This window comes from Arthrobacter sp. NPDC056493 (assembly GCF_042795115.1).
GTDB lineage: Bacteria > Actinomycetota > Actinomycetes > Actinomycetales > Micrococcaceae > Arthrobacter.
Genome location: NZ_JBHTSL010000004.1, coordinates 114,102 through 133,164 on the forward strand (window position 1 = coordinate 114,102; position 19,063 = coordinate 133,164).

Here is a 19,063-nt window from a genome sequence, read left to right on the forward strand (position 1 = left end):
TGCACACCAGGCCTAAAATTTTGCCCATGGCCAGCATCTGGGAGCGTAAAAAGGCAGACGGATCGACCTCGTTCACAGTCCGCTGGCGCAACCCGAAAACGCGGAAGCAAGAAGGAATCACCTTCGCCACCGCCGCCGAGGCCCAAACGCTGAAACGGCTCCTGGACGCGAACGACCAATCGTTCGAAATCGCGCAGCACGCGATGGTCAAGAACCAGACGAAGGCCCCTACTGTCGCGGCCGTCATTCAAGAACACATCGATCTGCTCGTGCGACCGTCCGTAGGGACGGTCCACACGTATCAAACGATGCTGAAGCTGCATATCGCCGACGTCATAGGGCACATCCCGGTCGACAAGCTCGACTATCGGCACGTGACCCACTGGATCAAGTCGATGCAGGCCAAGGGCAGGTCGCCCAAGACGATCAAGAACAACCATGCCCTGATCTATGGGGCCATGGAGACGGCTGTGATGTTGCGCTACCGGAAGGACAACCCGTGCCAGCGTGTCCAGCTTCCGTCCAGCGAGAAGGCGGAGGACGAGGCCCGGTTCCTGACGCATGCTGAATTCGGGCTCATCCTCGAGTGCATGGGTGAGCGGTACAAGGCATTTACGGAGTTCCTGGTGATGACGGGACTCCGCTTTGGAGAGGCGACTGCCGTAACTGTGGCTGACGTCGATCTGATGTCCAAGCCGGCGACGATCCGGATCAACAAGGCATGGAAACGCGGCGCGAATTCGGAGTACTACATCGGCGCGACCAAGACGGGTGCCGGGAAGCGGACGGTATCGCTCAATCCCCACCTGGTGGACATCCTCGTCCCGCTGGTGGCCAGCCGGCCCGGGACCGACCTTCTCTTCACGACCCCCAAGGGTGAGCGGATCATTCACAAGCTCTACTGGCATCACTACTGGGTCCCCGCGGTGGATGCTGCGCAAGCGCGCGGACTGACCAAGTCGCCGCGAATCCACGATCTGCGCCATACCCATGCATCTTGGCTGATCCAGGACGGCGTTTCCCTGTTCACGGTCTCTCGGCGGCTGGGGCACGCTTCCACTCGTACGACGGAGCAGGTCTACGGCCACCTGATGCCGCAAGCCCTCCAGGATGCCGCTGACGCTGTCGAGAGATCTGCCGTGATCTGGCGTAGTTAGTCCGGCACGTTCGACGTCTACGAGGATTTCTGGCGAGCCTGCGCCCGGCTCCCAATGACTCGGACGGATGATGGCGACTGAGCGGTGCGTCGGACTTCGCGCAACTGGGCAATCTCTTTCAGGTGGACCGAGGTAAACACGATCTTCCCCTTGCCCCAGACTGAATGGGGGAACTCGCCTTTTGTGGCCCCGTCGCGGAGCCACGCCTCGGAACACTTGAGAACCGAAGCAGCTTCGGCGGGTTCGAAGAATTCGAGTTTCATGCTGCTTCGGTCCCTTCGTCGACGGCGGCGTTGCCCCTTGTTTGGTCCAGCACTAGCTCATGGAGCCAGTAACCGCCGGCTGCATGACCGGGATTATCGAAGGGAGGTTTACTGGCGGCCCCTGGGGCGCCATGAGGTGCGCCCATGTTCCTCGGGACATGGGCCCGCTGTTCGTCGTCCAGGGTTCGGGCTCTATTCCTCGGCGTGCAGGGCGAGCCAGGCGACAAAGTCGCTGCGGTTGATTCGAAGATGCCGGCCGATTCGATAGGCCCGCGGCCCGACGTGCTTGGCACGCCACTGGTAGAAAGTCTGCTCAGGGATCTGTAGCTGCGCGCAGATTTCCTTGGGAGTCAGCCATGTTTCATCCGCGGCTTCGGTGTTGTGACTGCGTTCTGGAAGTGAGGTCATAAGGGTCTCCGTCGTGCTTGCCAGCACGATGGCCAGCTCGGTTCCTAGTTCATGGGGGAAGAGCCAAGGGGCGGCATGACGGTGCCGGTGAAGCTTTCTGCGAGGGCCTCAACCTGCCGCTGGACTTGCTCGGCGCAGGCGTCGAACTGACTGGACGAGTGTTGCACCAAGCCGGCTTGCCGCAGGAGCAACAGCTGTCGGCGAATGGTGGATGGTGACGCGCGAAGCCCAGTACCGATCTGACCGCAGGTTGATGGGCCGTTTCGCAGTAGGAAACGGATGATTTGGCTTCGCGTTCGGTTCATCAGGATGTTCGACATGGAGAGACCACAACCCAAGAATGTGCGGGACCTGCTGCTGTAGACGGGTCTACAGCAGCAGGTTACTCTCGACGCGATCATGTTGGAAGAGGCGCGCCGTGGAAATGATCGTGAACGGAATCGGATAGTCAGGTGACGGCGTGCCTCCTGACGGGTGAGGGGTACGACATGCAGGATCATCCGCAAATTACAGCGTTCCGGGAGGCGGCCCGAATCCTCGGTGCGGATCGCTACTGGCACCACGGTTCAACGGGAGAGCAGGTAGAGCTCTTGCGCGCGCTGAGAGACGTCCTTACGGAAGTTTGCTTCCAGGTGGATGCTCACCGCGTGCTGCCGCGGGCCGTTTTACAGATTTGCCAGGATCTGGCTGCTCCGGGAATTCGGGACGTACCAGCTCCGCCGTCGGCAGGCTTCGTGCTGGTGTCTTACCTGGACGCCCGGATTGAGCAGTTGATTGCCGACTCGAACGGCTCAGGGAATACTGGGGCGGAGGGGAGCCGCGGGTACTGACAGGCACCGCCGGTCCCCGGTTGCTGATCGAGGAGGGGTCCATGTGGGGTGCCGAGTCTGGGCGTGGTGATGCACTGTCCCCGCAGGCCCAGCTGGCACGTCGGCTGAATCTGCTGCTCGATGCTGCGGTGGCCGAACGGGGCAAGCCCTTGACGTTCAGGGAAGTTCAGGCCGAGCTCGCGGATAGGGGCATCAAGTTGTCCCGTGCACGCTGGTTTTATATGAAAGAGGGAACAGGCCGCCTGGTCAGGGATCCGGCTTTGCTCGCGGGGTTGTGCAGCATCTTCAAGGTCGATCCGTCGTATCTGCTCGGGAACGACACCGAGCTGCCCGAGCGCATTGATTCGCAGCTCGAATTCGTTAAGTCTCTGAGGGCGGCTCGAGTGAAGTCCTTCGCCGCCCGGACCCTGGGGGACGTGTCGCCTGAGACGTTGAGGGCTATCTCTGAATATCTGAACAAGGACATTGGGCGGCATCCCGAGGTCGAGCAAGCTGCCGCTAGTCCTCCAGAAGATACTCAAGGTGGGCGGCCAGAAGCTCCCTGATCCGTATTGGGTTCGCTGAATATCGGGGTGACCTGCCGTGCCGCCGCCCGGGTTCTACGTCGACTACAACCGCGCCAGCGTCCTCAAGCGCAAGCAGGTGCTTCGCGACGCTTGGCTCGCCGGCGCTGACCGCCGCCACGATATCCCCTCTGGTTGCCGGGCCATGCGCTGAAAGATAGCGCAGGATCTCATTCCGTGCTCTGTTGCCGAACGTGGCCACAGCAGCCTCGACGTCGGCGGACCAGGCGTCGTCGTGAGGCTGCGTAATCCTAGGCATAGGACCATTCTTGTCGAACGCTCCAAGAAAAGTAAGACTCGCAGTCTTGACGATACTTTAGTTATCTTTGACAATAGTTTCCATAGTCTCCTTGTAGTCGTGGTTGGCTTTGGTTATTGGCCGCCACATTGAGGCGCCGGACTCGCTGGGCGCCGAATTTAGTGGATTATCTACTCAAAGCGGTGAAGGCCATGCGGCTCGAAACCAGGGCAGATCAAGCCCGACAAGATCAAGAAATCAAGTTTGACGTTGATGTCTCCCTCCGCAGGCCTCCGGAAGGCCCTGCAGCCACCGTTCCCGTGGATCAGATCATGGTGGCCGTTGATAGCATGCGTCCCTACGTTGTATCGCATCTGTCCCGCATCGGCCGGGCCTGCGACTCGGACGACGTGCTGCAGGACATTAGGGTCGCCGTGTGGGATGGAGTGGGGCGGGGCCGGTACCGGCAGTTGCCAGGTGTTCCCTTCACCGCCTGGGTTCAGGGGGTCTGCTGCCATGTCTGCGCCGCTTACATCCGTCGGGAATTACGCCATCAAACACTCCCGCTCCTCGTCGATCCGGAAGGTGGCGAAGGGGCGGCGTCGGGCATTGCCGCAGCCTTTCTCAGTATGGACCGGGCAGGGAATCGGAGTGCTGACAGGGTCATCGATCAGGATTGGGCCCGGACGATTATAGAACTGACTCGTTCCAGCGTTCCTGGTGGAATATGGGAACTTGCCGTTGGCAGTCTGACGGGACCTCGAGGGTATGGTCCGCCCTCGCCTCAGGACCGCCGCCGGTGGCATGCCGTGACACTGGTCCGGCAGACGGCGAGGACGGTAGAGAAGGCTCTAGAGGTTGAGCCGACGGCTGTCTGCAGCATCTATGACCTGTGCGAGCAGGCTGCGGCCTGCCTGCCAACGGTGGCGCTTCGCCGAACTGCCGCCGCTGTCGTCCGTCCGGGAGTGCGTGGGCTAGAACGGGCCAAAGCACTGGGGGCATTAGCCGCAGAGCTTGGTGTGACCGAGCGCTATGTTGCCGTCCAGATCGGGCACGCCCGAAGGCTTTATCAAACCTCATGGAGGATCATCCGTTCCGCGATGCAGTCTGTTGGCTGATCATGTTGCGGGCCAGTCATCTCGCCATGAGTAAGGTGAGGAGGCAGATATGTGGTCATCGCGGATAGGGTTCCACTCTGGTCCAGGCAGGCGTCATTGGTGGCTGATAGTGATTACTGCTGTGGCGGTATCTGCCGCCGTATTCCTCGCACCGCGTCCCACGCAGGTGCCGGCAGCGCCGTCGTCCCCGCAAATGCCGGCATTACCAACGTCTGAGCCATCGACCAAGCCTTCTACTGCTCCACGGACTGATCCGCCAGCGCCGGTCCCCGGCACCGCGAGCGGTGACGCGCCTCGGACTGCTGATTACCGCAAGCTCGCCGCGGTGGCCGCGAAGGCGGTCTATACATGGGATACGCGGACGGCGTCCTACTCAGAGGTTTACGCCAAGCTTCGCAACTGGTGGAACGTGCTGCCGGATGGATCCAACCCACTTGCGGTATTTGTGCAGGAGTTCGAAGCGACTGGGATCAATGCTGGAAGCTATGCCTCTTTGGCTGGGCAGCAGGCGCATCGGAGTGCGGTGGTGCAGTCTCTTCGGTGCGACGTCGAGTTGGCCAAGGTAAGGGAGCGACCTGCGCCGTGGGCGGGACTGCACGTGTGCACCGTTGCCCTACGGGTCCTGGACCAAACGAGTTCTTCCCGCTACGCGTACACAGCGCCGGTCAGCGTCATGATGAACTGTCCGCCGGCTGATACGGCTCCCGCCGATCACTGCGTTGTCGTCGGCTTCTACGCCGCTGCGAGCAGGATCGTTTACTGATGCCGGCGCCAGCCTTGCTTGCGTCCCTGGTCAAGCGCCGTGTGATTCTGCGGACCGCGGTGGCCGCAGCTACAACCCTTGTTATGGTGGGTGCTGTTGCGTTTTCGGCCTGCGTGGCGGTGCTCGGCATGGGCAGTGTTAGTGCGGAGTTCGCCTGCCCGCCGGAGGGGACGAGTGGTGGCCTGGCCACCGAAGATGCAGTCCCTGTGAACATCGTTCCTGGCAGTGAAGCGCCAGCCGGGCTGTCCCCCCGACAAGCCGCCGTTGCGCGGGGGTACATATCCGTCGGCAAACAGTTGGGTGTGCCTCGTGATGGCCAGATCGTTGCGATCATGATGGCGCTGCAGGAGTCCAGCCTTAGGGTCCTGGCCAACTCGAACGTTCCTGCGTCCCTTCGCTTTCCCCATGACGGCGTCGGCAGCGACCACGATTCCCTTGGCACCGCCCAGCAACGTCCGGCGGCGGGCTGGGGGAGTGTCGAGCAGCTAATGGACCCGACATACAACGTGCGAGCGTTCTATGGCGGTCCGAATGGGCCGAATCACGGCAGCCCTCAAGGGTTGCTGGACATTCCGGGCTGGCAGTTTATGAGTAAAGGTCAGGCTGCACAGGCGGTCCAGGTTTCAGCATTTCCTGAGCTGTATGCCCGGTGGGAGCGTCAGGCCTCCGCCATCGTCGAATCGCTCAGCGATGGTGTGGCCACAAGTAGCTGCATCGAGGCGCCCGACGCCTCCACGCCGGCCCTACAGCACGCGAATCTCACCCCGATCCGGAAGGACATCCTGCGGTTCACCCAAGCAGGTCTCGGGGGCAGGTACGTTTGGGGCGGGACAGCATTCAAGGCGTGGGACTGCTCGGGATACGTCCAATGGATATACCGGCAAGTAGGAATCAATCTGCCGCGCGTGGAGCAGTGGAGGGTGGGCGTTAGGACTCGCACCCCACAGCCAGGTGACTTGGTCGTCCAGAACGCGCAGGGGTCCAACAACTGGGGACACGTTGGCATTTACGCAGGCGACGGCAAGATGTACAGCGCACTGAACCCGGCGGCGGGCACCCTGTTGCATCCGGTCGCCTGGAATTCGGATACCGCATACTTCGATCTTTTGAGGTGAAGTTGCCACAGGAGTCAACAACGCGCGAGCGGAACTTCCTCCGGCGGAAGTTCCGGGCGAACCCTGATGAAGCGCAGGGCATTCCTGAAGGCTTGTCCCGATCAGGAACTGTCCGCGGATACCTCGACCATAAGCGGCTTCACGAGCGTCATAGCGACCGGTGACGCATCACGGTTGAACCGGTCTACTGTGCTTCCCTTTACCGTGGCCGGCCAAGCCAAGGGCGATGACCCTCAGGAGGCTTCAGTCATCGTACAAGAATCTCTCCGTCGGCCGGTCGATTGCTCCGACTACCGTGACGCAGATAATGTCCATCTGGGACCATCGCTGACATTTCAGCGACATCCGTTGACCACCCAAATATGGTTGGAGTCGCCCTTAAAGATCAGGCCTTCCAGCTCCGCCGCGGGGAGATCATTGAACCACTGCAGGGCGACGCCAGGTCCGTGGTCAAAAGGATAGGGAAAGTGGGGGAGTCCAGTTGGTGGCGACCGCTTCTATCAGTGCCCTGCGCTCCGGCAGCCGTAGGCTCCTAGCATCATGGCCGGCTGCGCAGTGGATGTCGAACGCCACGAAATTCGCTGGGCATTCGTTGGCCAGGGCTCCCAGCCGATTCTTTCCGACGCTGAGTTGTTGCTGGAACTCAAAGCTCAGCCTTCCGTCCTCTACACCGCGGCCTCCGTCCACAATGCAGCCAACGACAGGAATCATGTCGTTGGCTGCGGCCGCGAGTTCGGGGAAATACCCCGTCAACTCCTCACCCTGACGAGACTACAACCTCACCTGCTTGCGGTCGCGAAAAACCAAGATTCGGTAGCCGTCAAACTTCGGTTCAAAAGCATCTGGCAAGACGTCAGGCCAAGGTACACTCTTCACTGCCTTCGCCAGCACCACCTCTAGTGGTGGGTGAAGCGCCGAGGGAATCATCTCACCGGACTGCGCCATGCCCTCAGAATAGGCTCCTTCGGAGGTTGCAACCCATTGAGGGGTGGCGTGGGGACCGGCACCGCCCGATCATCTCTCCCGTGAAGATCCCCAGCCGGAGCTCATCGCAGTCTCGTAACCACAGGGTTTCGAGACTCCGAGATTTGGACGCGAATGGGAATTGGACGTCCCGGTGAACTTTTCCGGCCAGCGCCGTCGCTGCCACCTCTCCACCTGTCATGGGCTCGTCTTAAGAGCACAGGGCGGAGGCGTCAGCCTTATCTCGGTGGGAAGTTAACCCAACCCAGTAGGCAGCGAGAACGGCGGGAGCTCCTTGCGACACGTGAAGTCGCGTGACCGAGATTCAACTATTGTCGAGGGATGGAAGTTCGCTATCCCGAAGACGTTTTCACGCCCCGGACCATCGTTACGCCGGACATGTTTGAGCGCAGGAATGAGCCCGACTTGGAAGGGCTTCCGGGCCTCCAGGACAGCCTTCAGGATGCCCTGCGGGAACGCGGCGGTCAGGTACTCCTGTACGGCGATACTGGCGTCGGTAAGTCTTCCCTCCTGAAGTACGCGGCGGAGGACGAAGTGCTGGATTATGTTCTCGTCGAGTGCAGTACCGGGATGTCCTACGACGACATGTTGGAGGCCGCGATCCGTCAGATGGTCGACGTCAAGGAGATAAGCCGAACGGTCAAAGTCTCGGGCTCAGTGGAGGTCACGGCAGAAGGGGGCGTGCCCTGGATTACGAAGCTCTCCGGAAAGTTCAAAGGCGAAACGGGCAAGGATAAAACATTCGAGGTCCGTGACAAGGCGGCGCTTGACGTCCTTACCGAGGCGATGGACAAGGCTGACAAATGGCTGATAGTCCTAGACAACTTCCAGAACATTAAAGACCCTGCGGTTCGGGAGCGAGTCGCCCAAGGCATGGAGATCCTCTCCGACCGTGCGGGACGTTCCGAAGGCCGGGACTTCAAATTTGTCGTTATCGGGATTGCATCCGACGCCGCCACACTGCTGGGGGATTCACGCTCCTATGGCAGGCGGACGACGGAGCTAGGGGTTCCCCGCATGCCTGATGACGAGATCGCTGAGATACTCCGGCGGGGCTTCCAGATACTTGATATCAACGTTGAAGACTCGCTCGTAGAACACCTCGTGTTCTACAGCGATGGTTTCCCCTACTTTGCCCACCTGTTGGGGTTGGAGATCGCACGGGCCACTCGGCGAGCTGGCGAGGACACAGTGACTCCCGTGAGCCTCGACGTTGCCCTGAAGCGGGCGGCGAAGGCGGTTTCCAGTTCCTACGCAGAACGTATTCGGCTGGCGTACGAAGCGGGCGGAGATGTCCAGCCGCGAAGGCGTATTTTAGGCCTCCTAGCTAAGTCTCCCGAGCGGGTCTGGACTGCAACGGAGGTGGTGGACCTCTGGGAAGCTGCGTACTCCGAGTCGCGTCCGGGCCTGCACTCTTCGCTCGGCAAGTTGGCGGAGGAAAAGTACGGAAAAATCCTAGTTCGCAGGGGAACGAAGCGACGCTACGTATTCGCATTCAGCGACCCTCACCTGCGCCCGTACCTCCGCATAACCCTTGCCGAAGAGGAAAAGGACGCGGCTTCCTACGCGGACCTGTTGAAGTTAGCGGCCGGCCTCAGGATTTTAGCTGACGAGACGGCCAGCACGCTGCGACGCTGGAGATCCTACGAGTCGAAGTCGCCCGCAGATGAAGGCACGAAGCAGAACTCAGAGCCGGGCTCCGGTCCCAATGAGGAGCTCTCAATCAGAGAAGAGGACTTGGAGTGAGAGGCCTGAGGAAGGTCTATTTCCAAGAGTTAGAGGCCCTGAAGCGAATTTTCTGACTGAATGGGCGAAAGTCGAGGACTGTCCCAGGAAAATGAGTGAATTGTTCACCCTACGCGCCGGAGAGAAGTCTCGTGGGCGCCAGCCTATCGGAGCGGTGATAGTCGTGTTGAGCGCGGTGGAGTGATCGATGCCGGGCTCTCGTCTGACATTCGACTACTCCTTAATTTGCGCAATGCTGTTGCTCATGCTGAGCCTATCGCGATAGGTAATCTGGAAGAGGGCTTGGCAATAATGAAGCGGCTGGAACGCCGACTGTCGGAGGAACGGCGTCGTCTCCTTCACGCTAGGCATGGATACGCCGAGCAATGGACCGACGACGAGGTCGTGGTTACATGGTCGGACGACCACGGCCAGCACGTCTCCTGCTGGGTCTCCGCTTACGGAGTCCGGCGCCCGCCAGAGGTTGAGTGGCACGGGTACTACGTGGCCCGGCGAGGCGGATCAGTTATGATTCGTGCACAACTTTAGGAACGGAATGGGTGGGCGTGGCTTCGAACGGCAGATCAGCGGCTTCAAATGCAAAATCAAACGGGCAGACGGTGGATGGGGCTCGCGTAAAAACGGTCTTTGTCATCTCACCGATAGGCAAGCCAAGTTCGCCGGAGCACCGAGCCGCCAAGCTTGTCTTGGATTACCTGATTAAGAAGGTGTTCCTTGAGCCTGAGTGGAAAGTGGTTCGGGCGGACGACGAGAACGCTCCGGACTCCATCACGACGCAGGTGATCGATCGGATCGTTAACAGTGAACTGATTGTCGCCGACCTCACGGACCACAACCCTAACGTTTTCTACGAGCTCGCCGTTGCCCACGGATACCAGCGGCCAGTTATCCAGATCATGAAAGAGGGGCAGTCGCCTCCCTTTGATGTTGTGGACCAGCGCGTGATTTTTTACGACCTGACGGACCCGGCCTCAGTTGAAGCAGCGAAGGAGTCCATTGCCGCGTCCGCCGAATGGCTTGCGGACCACAGCGATCAGATCCGCTCGCCACTGACGGCTCACGGTTCCTTCACCGCCATATCCAACGCCGGGCCGGGAGACGGTGCCAACGAGGCTATAGCCTCCGCGCTTACTGAAATCGTGACCCGTCTCGGTCGGCTGGAGAGAGCGCAGCGCAACTCTAAGCCCGAGAGAGAGGACCGTCTGCGGCTCAGCGACCTATCGGCAGAGTCCATAAGGGACAGCCGACAGTACCGGATGGGGCGTGAGCGCTTTGCTGCCCTCACAAATGAGCTTGAGATGTTGGACGCAAAGATAGCTGAGCTAACTAGCAAGATCGATTTCGTACAGAACGATAAAGATGCTCCCGCCGACACCCGCGACAGGATCGTCCGGGACTTGCGGGAAGAGCTGGACGCGATCAGCCAAAGAAAATCCGAACTGACCAGGGTTCTCGCGGAGGAAAGGCGGGAATTGCGTTTCGGCTAGGAGACCAAAGAGAAGCCCTCAGCGAGTCACTGTGGGCTTCTGCTTTCTTAAAATAACGGGTGGCGCCTTAAGCATTGAGCATGCGCTCTTCGTGGCAAGGGCGGATCGAGGCACCGAACCCTTCGAGCCACTGGCGAATCATGCAGGCCTTGTAGCAGGAGCCCGCGGCGCACTCCACCTTCATCATGCGCGTGGTCTGTTTCTTCGGGCCCTCGGCCCCGGCGCGGGGTTCAAGAGGGCGGCGTGCGGGTAGGCTCGGAGCTTGACGGCGATCTCGTTGGCTTGGCGTGGAGCTCCTCGCCCGCAACGGTGGCGGTCATCTTGGGCGGTAAGGCCGAGGGCTTTGGCGATCTTGGCGAAGCGCCCGTCATGGCCGGAAACGCAGTCGTCGATGGCGTGGATCAGTTCATAGGCCAGAACGTCGAGGAGGCGGACGGCGTCGTCGAGGACGGGGGCGCCGGCACGGCGTGTTCGGCGTCGGCGTCGATGGGCAGGATGCCGAGCACGATCAGGACGTGGATCAGGGCGGTTACGGCGGCGCCGCCGGAGCCGGGGTCGTCGACGGCCTCGCCGAGTATGTCTTGCAACCTTCTCGCAAAAATCGAGCGGTCATCGTTAGTTTTGAGACAGGCGAGCGCGTGAAGCCGAAGCTGACTGATGCAGTAGTAGCTACCTGATCGTCAGCAGGGGATGGGCCACCGACTGACAGAGCCGAGCGAGTATACTCCCCAAACGCCTGATGGACTGGTGGGAGCGGCCCGGCAGGGATCTCGTGCGCTCAGCATCGGCTCGACGTCAAGGGCCTTAGTCAGGATGCGCGAAACGCGGATTCTCCAACCTACAGTCGGCTGCTGCCCTTCCACTCTTCCGGTGTCACGCGCTTGATGCTTGATGAGTGTGCCCAACCCATGTGGTACTTGCCGGACGGATCTAGCCATTCAATCAGTCCGTAGGTGTGGGTCCAGGCCACGGCTTTACCGTAGATGCCGCTGACGTAGACGAGTGGCCGGCCATACTTGGGAAAGTCTCTGACCGGGGCCGGATCATCGATCGGCCGGGTCTTGTCGGCATCCATACGCGCCATCATGCGCTCGATGTCGTCTGAGGAACCGCTCTTGATCACGGACACAAGTATAGAACATATATTCGAATCGAACTCCTAAGCAGAAGGAAGTCAGAGCCGCACGAAGGCGCCAGTTGCCCCATTGATGTCATAGCGTGCACCGCGGTGGTGATCAGATCTGGCGATCCGCACGGGTACGACAAAGCCGGCGCTGGCCGTGGTCGGTGCTTCGGCAGGCAATGGGCAAGACGTGCAAGTCATGTTGTGCGGCCCCACCACCTCCATGAAGTCGTGAGCCAATCTGCTCATCCCCATGGAAGTCGACAGACGGAGCGTGCAATGTTTCTCGCAGCGGTGGATCCTGGCATCACGCCAAACGCTGATTTTCCCTTTCTTGAGTCCCTCAAACAGATAGGCGGCGGCATCCTGGTTGGAGCCTTCGTCGTCATCGCGATCGTGGCCATCATTGGAGCGGCAATGCTCCTGGCTGGCAAGTTGAGCCAGTCCTCCCGGTTGGCTTCCGGCGGCGGCATGATCTTGCTCTGGACCGGACCTGTGGCCGCCATCCTGGGAGGTATCAACGGCTACATTCTTTGGTCCCAGACGGCGTTCCCGCTCGGATTCTAGGCCCACTCGGTCATGCCGGTTGAGTGCGATCTGAATGGATGGTGGCCGCCCGGCTGCGGTCTCGTCTCGCAGGCGAACGACGGTGTCCAGAGTTCCATCACGGCGTTCTTTGCGGACATTCTCGAGAACGTCGCTTCCTGGATCTGGTCATTCATCACTGGTGCGTTCGGCGCCTCGGACATTGACGATTCCCAGTGGGACTCCGTCAAGGGGCTGACGAACTGGTGGGTCGTCGTCATGATGACACCACTCGTCATTGCCATGATCCTCCAGCTGCTGTCCGGCCTCATCAGCCAGCAACCTCGCCGTCTGATCCGGGCCTTGGTTGGCGGTGCCGCGGCGGTTCCCATGGTGGCGGGCGCTGTTTACCTGGTCCGGGAGCTCGCGAAAGTCGGAGATTTGGCCGCAACCGCGCTCCTGGACTCCTTGGCTACCGACCCCTACGTCCTGTTCATGCGGCTCTTCGGCTTCGAGAAAGCTCCGGCCGGCTCGGGCAGAGAGTGGAACGTTGTCTCGTTGGCCCCCGGTACAAGTGGGGGCGCAGGGGGTGCCGTGGTCGTGACGGCGATGGCAGTCATCGTTGTCTGGATTCTGGCCTTCATCCTGATGTGTTCGATGATCTTTCGGTCTTTCGCCCTTATCCTGCTCGCCGCCGTCGCTCCCGTGGCTCTCATGCTGATGCCCTGGGAGAAGACACAATCGTGGGCCCGCCGGTGGGGCGAGATTGTGGTAGCTTTGCTCATCGCCAAGCCGCTCGCCGCCACGGTGCTTGCCGTGGCCATCAAGCTTTTCGCCGAGTCCAAGTCATTCGCCGGACTCGCCGCCGGCGTCGTTGGCATGGCCCTGGCCTGCGGCGCACCGTTGATGGCTTTGCGTCTCGTGAGTTTCGCCGGCGGCGAGCTGGCGGCAGCCGCCCAAACCGCCGGCGGCGGGCATGTCCTTTCTCGAAGCTCCGGGTTCGCTGCCCGGCAGATCAGCCGTCAAACAGGTGGGCGCATTACGCTGGCTGCGTTGGCCAGCCGCTCGGCCGCAAACCGGCCGGTTCAGTCGAGCCGGGCTCAGTTTCCCACTCGGGCGCTGCCGCCAAGAGTCCCGCTGCCGGAGCAACTGATGGGCACTACGCCGTCCCGCACTTCAGGTGGGAACCCCACAGCTCTAATGCTCGACGGCGGCACATCGGCTCAGGGTGCATCGTTTCCGCGAGCGCGACGCGGCGTCAGCGAGCCGGACTGGAACCCGGGAGCGTCCGGTAATCGAACGCCGCCAGGTGCCATAAGGGAAGGGCCGCAGTCCCCGGCTTCGAAGGCGCCTACCGCTGCCACTGCTTCTCCGGATGCGGCTACGCCGCCTTCCCCCATCCGCCCTCAAACCACCGCCAAACCTCCGATTGACAGTGATTCCCATGTCTGAAAACTCGCGAACTCTTGAGCCCGTCAAATTCCCGCGGTACGAACGACGCGGCTTGTTCATGGGCCTGAAATGGTACCAACTGCTCCTGCTCGCGGCCGGTGTTCTCGTGGGCAGTGTGGCTTCGGCAGTGCGCGGACCCGTAGGCCTTTTCACGTCCGGGCCGCTATGGCTTGTTCTGATACTTCTCGGATTGCTGCAGTACTCACGGATTCCTTACCCAGTGTGGATCAGCCAAGCCGTGCTGTTCTTCTACAGGTTGGCCGCCAAACAGACGCGCTACCTGATGCGGCCGGAGCGGCCTGTCCTTGCTGGGCGGCTGGCTCTTCCGGGCGGGTTGGGGAACCTGGAGCTGCGCCGCGCTTCCCGCGGGGAGTCGTTCATAATGGACTCCCGCGGCAAAGAGGCAATTGCCGTATTGCGCTGCAGCACCAAGTCATTCGCACTCATGGACGGCGACGATAAAGCCTGGGCCGTGCAGGCTTGGTCCAGGGTACAGGCAGGATTGGCCCAGCGGGGCTGCGTGGCCAGGATCGCCGTTCAGGACTACACAGTCCCGTATCCCTCCTCGGCCCTTCGTGACTTCTACGAAGGCACAGTCCGCCGGCAAACCGGTGACTCCGACGAACGAAGCTGGGGCGAGCGCTCGTACGAGGATTTGATCGCTGCGGCTGGTTCCGCCATGAGTCATGAGCTGTTGCTGACGATCGTTGTGGACATTGCCAAGGCCCGACGTCGGATACGGGAGGCAGGCGCGGGAGTCCTCGGCGTCGAACGGGTACTGCGGCTGGAAGTTGAGGCTATGTCTACCGCCTTGGGAACACACAGCGTCAGCGTCGAAGAGTGGTTGCCGGAGGCAGGCCTTCTCAACATCGTTCGGGCTGCCTTTGATCCAGCATCCGCAGCAACCACGGACAGGCAACAAGCCGGCGCTCTAATGGAACCGGAGGGTCAGAACGAGCCGGAGCCCATGGCTTCCAGCGTCCTCGCTGCGCCCATGGCGGTCGAGGAGCACTGGACGTATGTGCGGACGGACACAGGCTTTCACCAAACTTTTTGGATAGCCGAATGGCCGCGGCAGAAGGTTTTTCCCGGCTTTCTTCACCCCCTTATCTATGTCGGCGAATTCCGCCATACGGTGACCGAGGTGATCCGGACTGTGCCGACAACCGAAGCACTCCGCGATATTCGTTCTGCCCAGGAAGCGCATGAGACCCGGAGACGGATCAACACGCGCTTCGACAGGCCCCTTACGCGCGAGCAGAAGGCTGAGGAGGAAGAAGTCGCACAGCGCGAAGAAGAGATCGTCGCGGGCCACGGGGATGTGCGGCCAGCGGCATACGTGACCATCACGGGCGCGACAATTGAAGATCTCGCCCGGTACAGGCAAGAGCTGGAGTCGGCCGCCGCAGGAGCGTTCGTTGAATTGCGGCTGCTGGCTGGCCAGCAATGGGCAGCGTTCGTGGCAGGGGCCCTGCCGTTCGGGCGGGGTCTGAGATGAAGCGCTCAATGCATGCCGTTCAGTACATGCCGTCGGGCGGGAAGCAGCAGCGGCAGAAGGGACCACGGCTAAAGGACGCCAGCGCAAGCCCGGTCTCCGGGTCCCTGATTCAGAACCTCAGCGAGAAGCTTGGCTCCCGGCTGGACAGGACGGAGCGCGGCGGCGACTGGGGGAGCCGAGAACCGAAGTCTCTTCGCGGTCCTCATCGCCTGCGCCCTGCACCACACCGGGCATCCACAATGACTTTCGCAGCGGCCTACCCATTTATCACCGAATCAGGACTCGGGCATGAGGGAACGTACATCGGTACGGACGTTTTCGGCTCGGGGGCGTTTTCTTACGACCCGTGGATTCTCTACGACAAGGGCGTAATCAGCGGCCCCTCGATCGTAGTCATAGGAACCGTCGGGACCGGGAAGTCCATGTGCGGAAAGTCTTTGGTCGCTAGGTCCATAACCCTTGGACGGAAAGCCGCAGTCGCCTCCGACCCCAAGGGCGAATGGGTCGCAGTTGCCAACGCGGTCGGCGGCAAGGTCATTTCCGTAGGCCCAGGCCGGCCAGCCCGCGTCAATCCGCTCGATGCCGGTCCGCGCTCCAGCGCCCTGAGCGAGGCACAGTGGCAGGCGGTGGTTCGTCAACGGCGCCGCTACCTGCTGGTGGCGCTGGTCTCTCTGATGCGGCAGGGTATGCCGCTACGGCCGGTGGAGCACACCGCCCTGGACATGGCGCTCACAGAGACCGTCGCCGAGAACTCGAATCCCACGTTGCCGATGGTGCTGGACCACCTGCTGAATCCGTCCAAGGAAACCATCGGTCTGGTAGGGAAGGACGGAGGACTGGCAGTCAGCCACTCGCTCCGGCGCACTGTGTCCGGCGACTTGGAGGGAATGTTTGACGCTCCCTCCACCGTCGCCTTCGACGCCGACGCACCCATGATGGTGATGGACACTTCGGCACTTATCGGCGCCTCCGAGCAAGCACTGGCGCTCGCGGCCGCGTGCGGAGCCACGTGGCTCGAGGCCGCCGTCACCAATCCCGACGGCGGCAAACGCCTGGTGGTTTACGACGAGGGCTGGCGAATGTTGGCAGACCCCTACATGCTCGCCAAAATGAGCGAACAGTGGCGCCTGGCCCGCACGTACGGCATCGCCAATCTGCTCATCATGCACAAGGTGGCAGACCTAAACGAGATCGGCGACAGCACCAGCGGCCACCGACAGAAGGCCCTCGGCCTGCTCACCGAAGCAGATACACGAATCATCTACCGGCAAAAGCACGATGCCATGCGCCTCACCAAGGAAGCACTTGGGCTATCGGAGGCTGAGTGTGAGCACGTCGAGAACCTCCCCAAGGGCGTTGGACTGTGGAAAGTAGGAAACCGGTCCTTCATTGTGGCCAACCGGGTCACGACCGATGAGTTGAAAGTATTCGGCACCGACGCCCGGATGCTCTGAGGCCACCCATGACTTCCCGTCGAGGCACCGAAAACCCTCTCCTTACCGCCGGACTTGTTGCCGCGGCCGGCTACATCTGTCTCTGTTTCCTGGTTCAGGTCGCTGCAAATCTTGCTACGACGTGGCGCTGCGGCAGCAGCAGGCCGTCGCCACTCAACCCTGCAGCCGTCGTCGGGCTTTTTGCCGGCCGAATCGATTGGATCATCCGTGAGCCGAACCAGTGCGACGTCGGGACCGGCGCCATCTGGTGGATCGTTGGGCCAGTGCTTCTCACCTTGGCCGCGCTCGCCGTTGGCTCGGTTGGGCTGTGGCGGAGGTGGAAGCAATCAGGCGCGTGGCTACGTCAGGACATCCTGAACCGGGAGGGCATCGCCCGGCGTGCAGAAATTCAGCAGGACTTCGGAAGCAGGGCTGTTCGACGACGGGGAAAGGTCACAAGGCCAGGACTGGCCAAACCACGGATTCAGGACGTGGCCTGGACGCTGGGTCGCTCTCGCGGCGTAACGATCCACGTTTCCACCGAGGAGTCGATGGTCATCCAGGGTGCTCCTCGCTCAGGCAAGGGCCTCTACGTGATCATCAATGCCATCCTCGATGCCCCCGGCGCTGTGGTGACCACCTCCACACGAGCTGACAACCTGGCAGTCACAATGAAAGCTCGATCCACCGGCGGCCGACCGGTCACTGTTTTCGACCCGCAGGGCATGTCCGGGTTGCCGTCAACGCTTCGGTGGTCCCCGGTGCGGGGATGCGAGAACCCGGACATCGCCACGCGCCGCGCCCTCGTCATCACCGCGGACACAGAGATGAAAGGCGAGAATGCCGCGTGGCAGAAGCGCTCGCTGATCATCCTGCAGTGCCTTCTCCATGCCGCCGCTTTGTCCGGGGAAGGAGTTCGGGCATTTCGGCGCTGGTCATCCAGCCCGGTGCTGGCACGGGAAGCACTCGACGTCCTCAGCCGCAAGGAAGCAGCGCTGGGTTGGCAGGCAGATTTGATGGGCATCCTCGAGGACGACCCGAGGAACACCTCCAACTCTTGGATCGGTGTCTCGGCCGCCGTCGCGCCGCTGTCCTCACCGAAAGTGCTCGCCGCTCTTGACCCCCGGGACGAATCCGAGGAATTCGAACCCAAGAAGTTCATTCGGGACTGCGGCACTCTCTACCTGATAGGCACGCGGGCGGGAGCTGCAGCGGCCGGCCCGTATCTTTCGGCTTTGATTGACGACATCGACAATGCTGCCCGGGAGATGGCCTTTGTGGCGCCGGGAGGCAGGCTCGACCCGCCGCTGTCCCTCATCCTTGACGAGATTGCCAACCTGGCTCCGTGGCCGGGGCTGCCCATCGTACTTTCTGATGGCGGTGGCATCGGGATCTCCACTCTTGTCGTCCTGCAGTCCCTCTCCCAGGCACGGACCGGCTGGTCCGTCGATGAGGCGGCCACCATCTGGGATTCCGCCATCATCAAGGTGATTTTCGGAGGCGGCTCCGACGAACGTGATCTACGCTCCCTCGCTGGACTGCTGGGGGAGCGGAGCATCACTCTCAACACCCGGTCCTGGTCCGCGCAGGGGCGTCAGGACGGAGAACAAATCCGAGAAAGCCCGGTCCTGCCGCTCCATGAGATCCGTCGCCTACCGGTAGGCACGGCGCTCATGCTCGGCCGACGAAGCCGCCCGATCCTCTTAGATCTGAGGGAATGGCACAAGCGCAAGGACGCCGCAGAGCTTGGTCGCTCCAAACGGGAGGTCGAACAGGCTCTGGCACACGGTCATATCTTGCGACAGCAAGCGGCAGATGAGGTGAACGATGATCAGTAGTGACGACGTCGAACACTTTGAGATCCCCTCATCCGGCGGGGAAGACGACGAGCTGACCGCGGAGCTCTTTCGCTCTGCGTTGCGCCCACCTGGCCGGACCGCCGGCGGGACTTATCGCTGGCGTGAGTTGACCGCGGAGCAAGCCCGAAGCGTGTGGACCGCTCTGGCGGCATGGGTCCGCTGGCTGGTGGCCACCTATCAGCTGACGACCTCCGTGGTGCCGGATTGCTGGTGGCGGCACTCTGAGATCGTCGCTGAACTCTATGCGCTGCAGCGGGCGGAACTCGCCTCATACGGCAGCGACGATTCTGGTTTCGGACCCCTGGCCTTTCACGAAAGGCTGCCCCACGCCGTCGAACGTCTGCGGACTCATACCAGGACTGCCGGTTGTGTCGGGTTGCAGGCTCATAAGGACCCGACGCCGAGAATCCTCCCGACGGACACGCCGGAGTTTATCGAGTGGCAGGGGGCCGCACACCAGCTCGTCGACGAGTTCTGAAGTCATGCTGCTGGCGCAGCCGA

General features: G+C 61.6%; 19 protein-coding genes. 12 read left to right on the top strand and 7 right to left on the bottom strand.

Annotated features, from left to right (window positions below; all coding sequences use genetic code 11):
* Positions 1-26: 26 nt before the first annotated feature.
* Positions 27-1,157 (top strand): tyrosine-type recombinase/integrase, encoded by a 1,131-nt coding sequence (locus tag ACFQ50_RS03045; protein ID WP_377994044.1) that lies wholly within the window; start codon positions 27-29, stop codon positions 1,155-1,157.
* A 17-nt stretch (positions 1,158-1,174) separates the two neighbouring features.
* Here the strand turns inward: ACFQ50_RS03045 and ACFQ50_RS03050 are convergent, their stop codons facing one another.
* The 3 genes from ACFQ50_RS03050 to ACFQ50_RS03060 form a co-directional block, all read right to left on the bottom strand.
* Positions 1,175-1,420: a hypothetical protein gene (locus ACFQ50_RS03050; RefSeq protein ID WP_076797907.1), complete on the bottom strand. Its 246-nt coding sequence runs from the start codon at positions 1,418-1,420 to the stop codon at positions 1,175-1,177.
* Positions 1,421-1,612: 192 nt separating this feature from the next.
* Positions 1,613-1,828, bottom strand: a complete 216-nt coding sequence (locus tag ACFQ50_RS03055) for a helix-turn-helix domain-containing protein (RefSeq protein ID WP_076797906.1) — start codon at positions 1,826-1,828, stop codon at positions 1,613-1,615.
* Between the two features lie 44 nt (positions 1,829-1,872).
* On the bottom strand, positions 1,873-2,328 hold the full coding sequence (locus ACFQ50_RS03060; protein WP_377994045.1) for a winged helix-turn-helix domain-containing protein: 456 nt from the start codon (positions 2,326-2,328) through the stop codon (positions 1,873-1,875).
* On the opposite strand from ACFQ50_RS03060, the gene ACFQ50_RS03065 reads away from it, so the two are divergent.
* Complete coding sequence (locus ACFQ50_RS03065) at positions 2,317-2,658, top strand: hypothetical protein (protein ID WP_377994085.1); 342 nt, start codon at positions 2,317-2,319, stop codon at positions 2,656-2,658. The two genes, ACFQ50_RS03060 and ACFQ50_RS03065, sit on opposite strands and share 12 nt — an antisense overlap.
* A 41-nt stretch (positions 2,659-2,699) precedes the next feature.
* A complete protein-coding gene (locus ACFQ50_RS03070) occupies positions 2,700-3,203 on the top strand; it encodes a hypothetical protein (RefSeq protein ID WP_377994046.1) in 504 nt (167 codons plus the stop codon).
* Here the strand turns inward: ACFQ50_RS03070 and ACFQ50_RS03075 are convergent.
* Positions 3,157-3,480 carry an ArsR/SmtB family transcription factor gene (locus ACFQ50_RS03075; protein WP_377994047.1) on the bottom strand — a complete coding sequence of 108 codons (324 nt, stop codon included), beginning with the start codon at positions 3,478-3,480 and terminating at the stop codon, positions 3,157-3,159. The genes ACFQ50_RS03070 and ACFQ50_RS03075 overlap by 47 nt on opposite strands.
* 1,859 nt (positions 3,481-5,339) lie before the next feature.
* On the opposite strand from ACFQ50_RS03075, the gene ACFQ50_RS03080 reads away from it, so the two are divergent.
* Positions 5,340-6,455, top strand: a complete 1,116-nt coding sequence (locus ACFQ50_RS03080) for a C40 family peptidase (protein ID WP_377994048.1) — start codon at positions 5,340-5,342, stop codon at positions 6,453-6,455.
* A gap of 450 nt (positions 6,456-6,905) precedes the next feature.
* Here ACFQ50_RS03080 and ACFQ50_RS03085 read toward each other — a convergent pair whose 3' ends face one another.
* Positions 6,906-7,166, bottom strand: coding sequence for a hypothetical protein (locus ACFQ50_RS03085; RefSeq protein WP_377994083.1), 261 nt, complete (start codon positions 7,164-7,166; stop codon positions 6,906-6,908).
* A 594-nt stretch (positions 7,167-7,760) separates the two neighbouring features.
* Between ACFQ50_RS03085 and ACFQ50_RS03090 the strand changes: the two genes are divergently transcribed.
* On the top strand, positions 7,761-9,185 hold the full coding sequence (locus tag ACFQ50_RS03090; protein ID WP_377994049.1) for an AAA family ATPase: 1,425 nt from the start codon (positions 7,761-7,763) through the stop codon (positions 9,183-9,185).
* A 545-nt stretch (positions 9,186-9,730) separates the two neighbouring features.
* Positions 9,731-10,672, top strand: coding sequence for a hypothetical protein (locus ACFQ50_RS03095; protein ID WP_377994050.1), 942 nt, complete (start codon positions 9,731-9,733; stop codon positions 10,670-10,672).
* 401 nt (positions 10,673-11,073) lie between these two features.
* On the opposite strand, the gene ACFQ50_RS03100 is transcribed toward ACFQ50_RS03095, so the two are convergent.
* Positions 11,074-11,259 (bottom strand): hypothetical protein, encoded by a 186-nt coding sequence (locus ACFQ50_RS03100; protein ID WP_377994051.1) that lies wholly within the window; start codon positions 11,257-11,259, stop codon positions 11,074-11,076.
* A 251-nt stretch (positions 11,260-11,510) separates the two neighbouring features.
* Positions 11,511-11,795, bottom strand: a complete 285-nt coding sequence (locus ACFQ50_RS03105) for a hypothetical protein (protein WP_377994052.1) — start codon at positions 11,793-11,795, stop codon at positions 11,511-11,513.
* 279 nt (positions 11,796-12,074) lie between these two features.
* Here ACFQ50_RS03105 and ACFQ50_RS03110 point away from each other — a divergent pair, with 279 nt between their 5' ends.
* The 6 genes from ACFQ50_RS03110 (at position 12,075) to ACFQ50_RS03135 (ending at position 19,040) form a co-directional block, all read left to right on the top strand.
* Positions 12,075-12,362 carry a hypothetical protein gene (locus ACFQ50_RS03110; protein WP_056345693.1) on the top strand — a complete coding sequence of 96 codons (288 nt, stop codon included), beginning with the start codon at positions 12,075-12,077 and terminating at the stop codon, positions 12,360-12,362.
* A 12-nt stretch (positions 12,363-12,374) separates the two neighbouring features.
* Positions 12,375-13,772 (top strand): hypothetical protein, encoded by a 1,398-nt coding sequence (locus ACFQ50_RS03115; protein WP_377994053.1) that lies wholly within the window; start codon positions 12,375-12,377, stop codon positions 13,770-13,772.
* Positions 13,765-15,270 (top strand): SCO6880 family protein, encoded by a 1,506-nt coding sequence (locus ACFQ50_RS03120; RefSeq protein WP_377994054.1) that lies wholly within the window; start codon positions 13,765-13,767, stop codon positions 15,268-15,270. Before ACFQ50_RS03115 ends, ACFQ50_RS03120 begins: the two co-directional genes overlap by 8 nt.
* Positions 15,271-15,509: 239 nt before the next feature.
* Positions 15,510-16,724: an ATP-binding protein gene (locus tag ACFQ50_RS03125; RefSeq protein WP_377994055.1), complete on the top strand. Its 1,215-nt coding sequence runs from the start codon at positions 15,510-15,512 to the stop codon at positions 16,722-16,724.
* An 8-nt stretch (positions 16,725-16,732) separates the two neighbouring features.
* The gene (locus ACFQ50_RS03130; RefSeq protein ID WP_377994056.1) at positions 16,733-18,541 is read left to right on the top strand and encodes a type IV secretory system conjugative DNA transfer family protein; all 1,809 of its coding nucleotides are present in this window, start codon (positions 16,733-16,735) and stop codon (positions 18,539-18,541) included.
* The gene (locus ACFQ50_RS03135; protein WP_377994057.1) at positions 18,531-19,040 is read left to right on the top strand and encodes a hypothetical protein; all 510 of its coding nucleotides are present in this window, start codon (positions 18,531-18,533) and stop codon (positions 19,038-19,040) included. The genes ACFQ50_RS03130 and ACFQ50_RS03135 overlap by 11 nt, the downstream gene beginning before the upstream one ends.
* Positions 19,041-19,063: the final 23 nt, after the last annotated feature.

Bases quoted from the DNA above. Each gene is read 5' to 3' on its own strand.
- ACFQ50_RS03045 (WP_377994044.1), top strand. From the start codon at position 27: ATGGCCAGCATCTGGGAGCGTAAAAAGGCAGACGGATCGACCTCGTTC.
- ACFQ50_RS03050 (WP_076797907.1), bottom strand. From the start codon at position 1,420: ATGAAACTCGAATTCTTCGAACCCGCCGAAGCTGCTTCGGTTCTCAAG.
- ACFQ50_RS03055 (WP_076797906.1), bottom strand. From the start codon at position 1,828: ATGACCTCACTTCCAGAACGCAGTCACAACACCGAAGCCGCGGATGAA.
- ACFQ50_RS03065 (WP_377994085.1), top strand. From the start codon at position 2,317: ATGCAGGATCATCCGCAAATTACAGCGTTCCGGGAGGCGGCCCGAATC.
- ACFQ50_RS03060 (WP_377994045.1), bottom strand. From the start codon at position 2,328: ATGATCCTGCATGTCGTACCCCTCACCCGTCAGGAGGCACGCCGTCAC.
- ACFQ50_RS03070 (WP_377994046.1), top strand. From the start codon at position 2,700: ATGTGGGGTGCCGAGTCTGGGCGTGGTGATGCACTGTCCCCGCAGGCC.
- ACFQ50_RS03075 (WP_377994047.1), bottom strand. From the start codon at position 3,480: ATGCCTAGGATTACGCAGCCTCACGACGACGCCTGGTCCGCCGACGTC.
- ACFQ50_RS03080 (WP_377994048.1), top strand. From the start codon at position 5,340: ATGCCGGCGCCAGCCTTGCTTGCGTCCCTGGTCAAGCGCCGTGTGATT.
- ACFQ50_RS03085 (WP_377994083.1), bottom strand. From the start codon at position 7,166: ATGATTCCTGTCGTTGGCTGCATTGTGGACGGAGGCCGCGGTGTAGAG.
- ACFQ50_RS03090 (WP_377994049.1), top strand. From the start codon at position 7,761: ATGGAAGTTCGCTATCCCGAAGACGTTTTCACGCCCCGGACCATCGTT.
- ACFQ50_RS03110 (WP_056345693.1), top strand. From the start codon at position 12,075: ATGTTTCTCGCAGCGGTGGATCCTGGCATCACGCCAAACGCTGATTTT.
- ACFQ50_RS03115 (WP_377994053.1), top strand. From the start codon at position 12,375: ATGCCGGTTGAGTGCGATCTGAATGGATGGTGGCCGCCCGGCTGCGGT.
- ACFQ50_RS03120 (WP_377994054.1), top strand. From the start codon at position 13,765: ATGTCTGAAAACTCGCGAACTCTTGAGCCCGTCAAATTCCCGCGGTAC.
- ACFQ50_RS03125 (WP_377994055.1), top strand. From the start codon at position 15,510: ATGACTTTCGCAGCGGCCTACCCATTTATCACCGAATCAGGACTCGGG.
- ACFQ50_RS03130 (WP_377994056.1), top strand. From the start codon at position 16,733: ATGACTTCCCGTCGAGGCACCGAAAACCCTCTCCTTACCGCCGGACTT.
- ACFQ50_RS03135 (WP_377994057.1), top strand. From the start codon at position 18,531: ATGATCAGTAGTGACGACGTCGAACACTTTGAGATCCCCTCATCCGGC.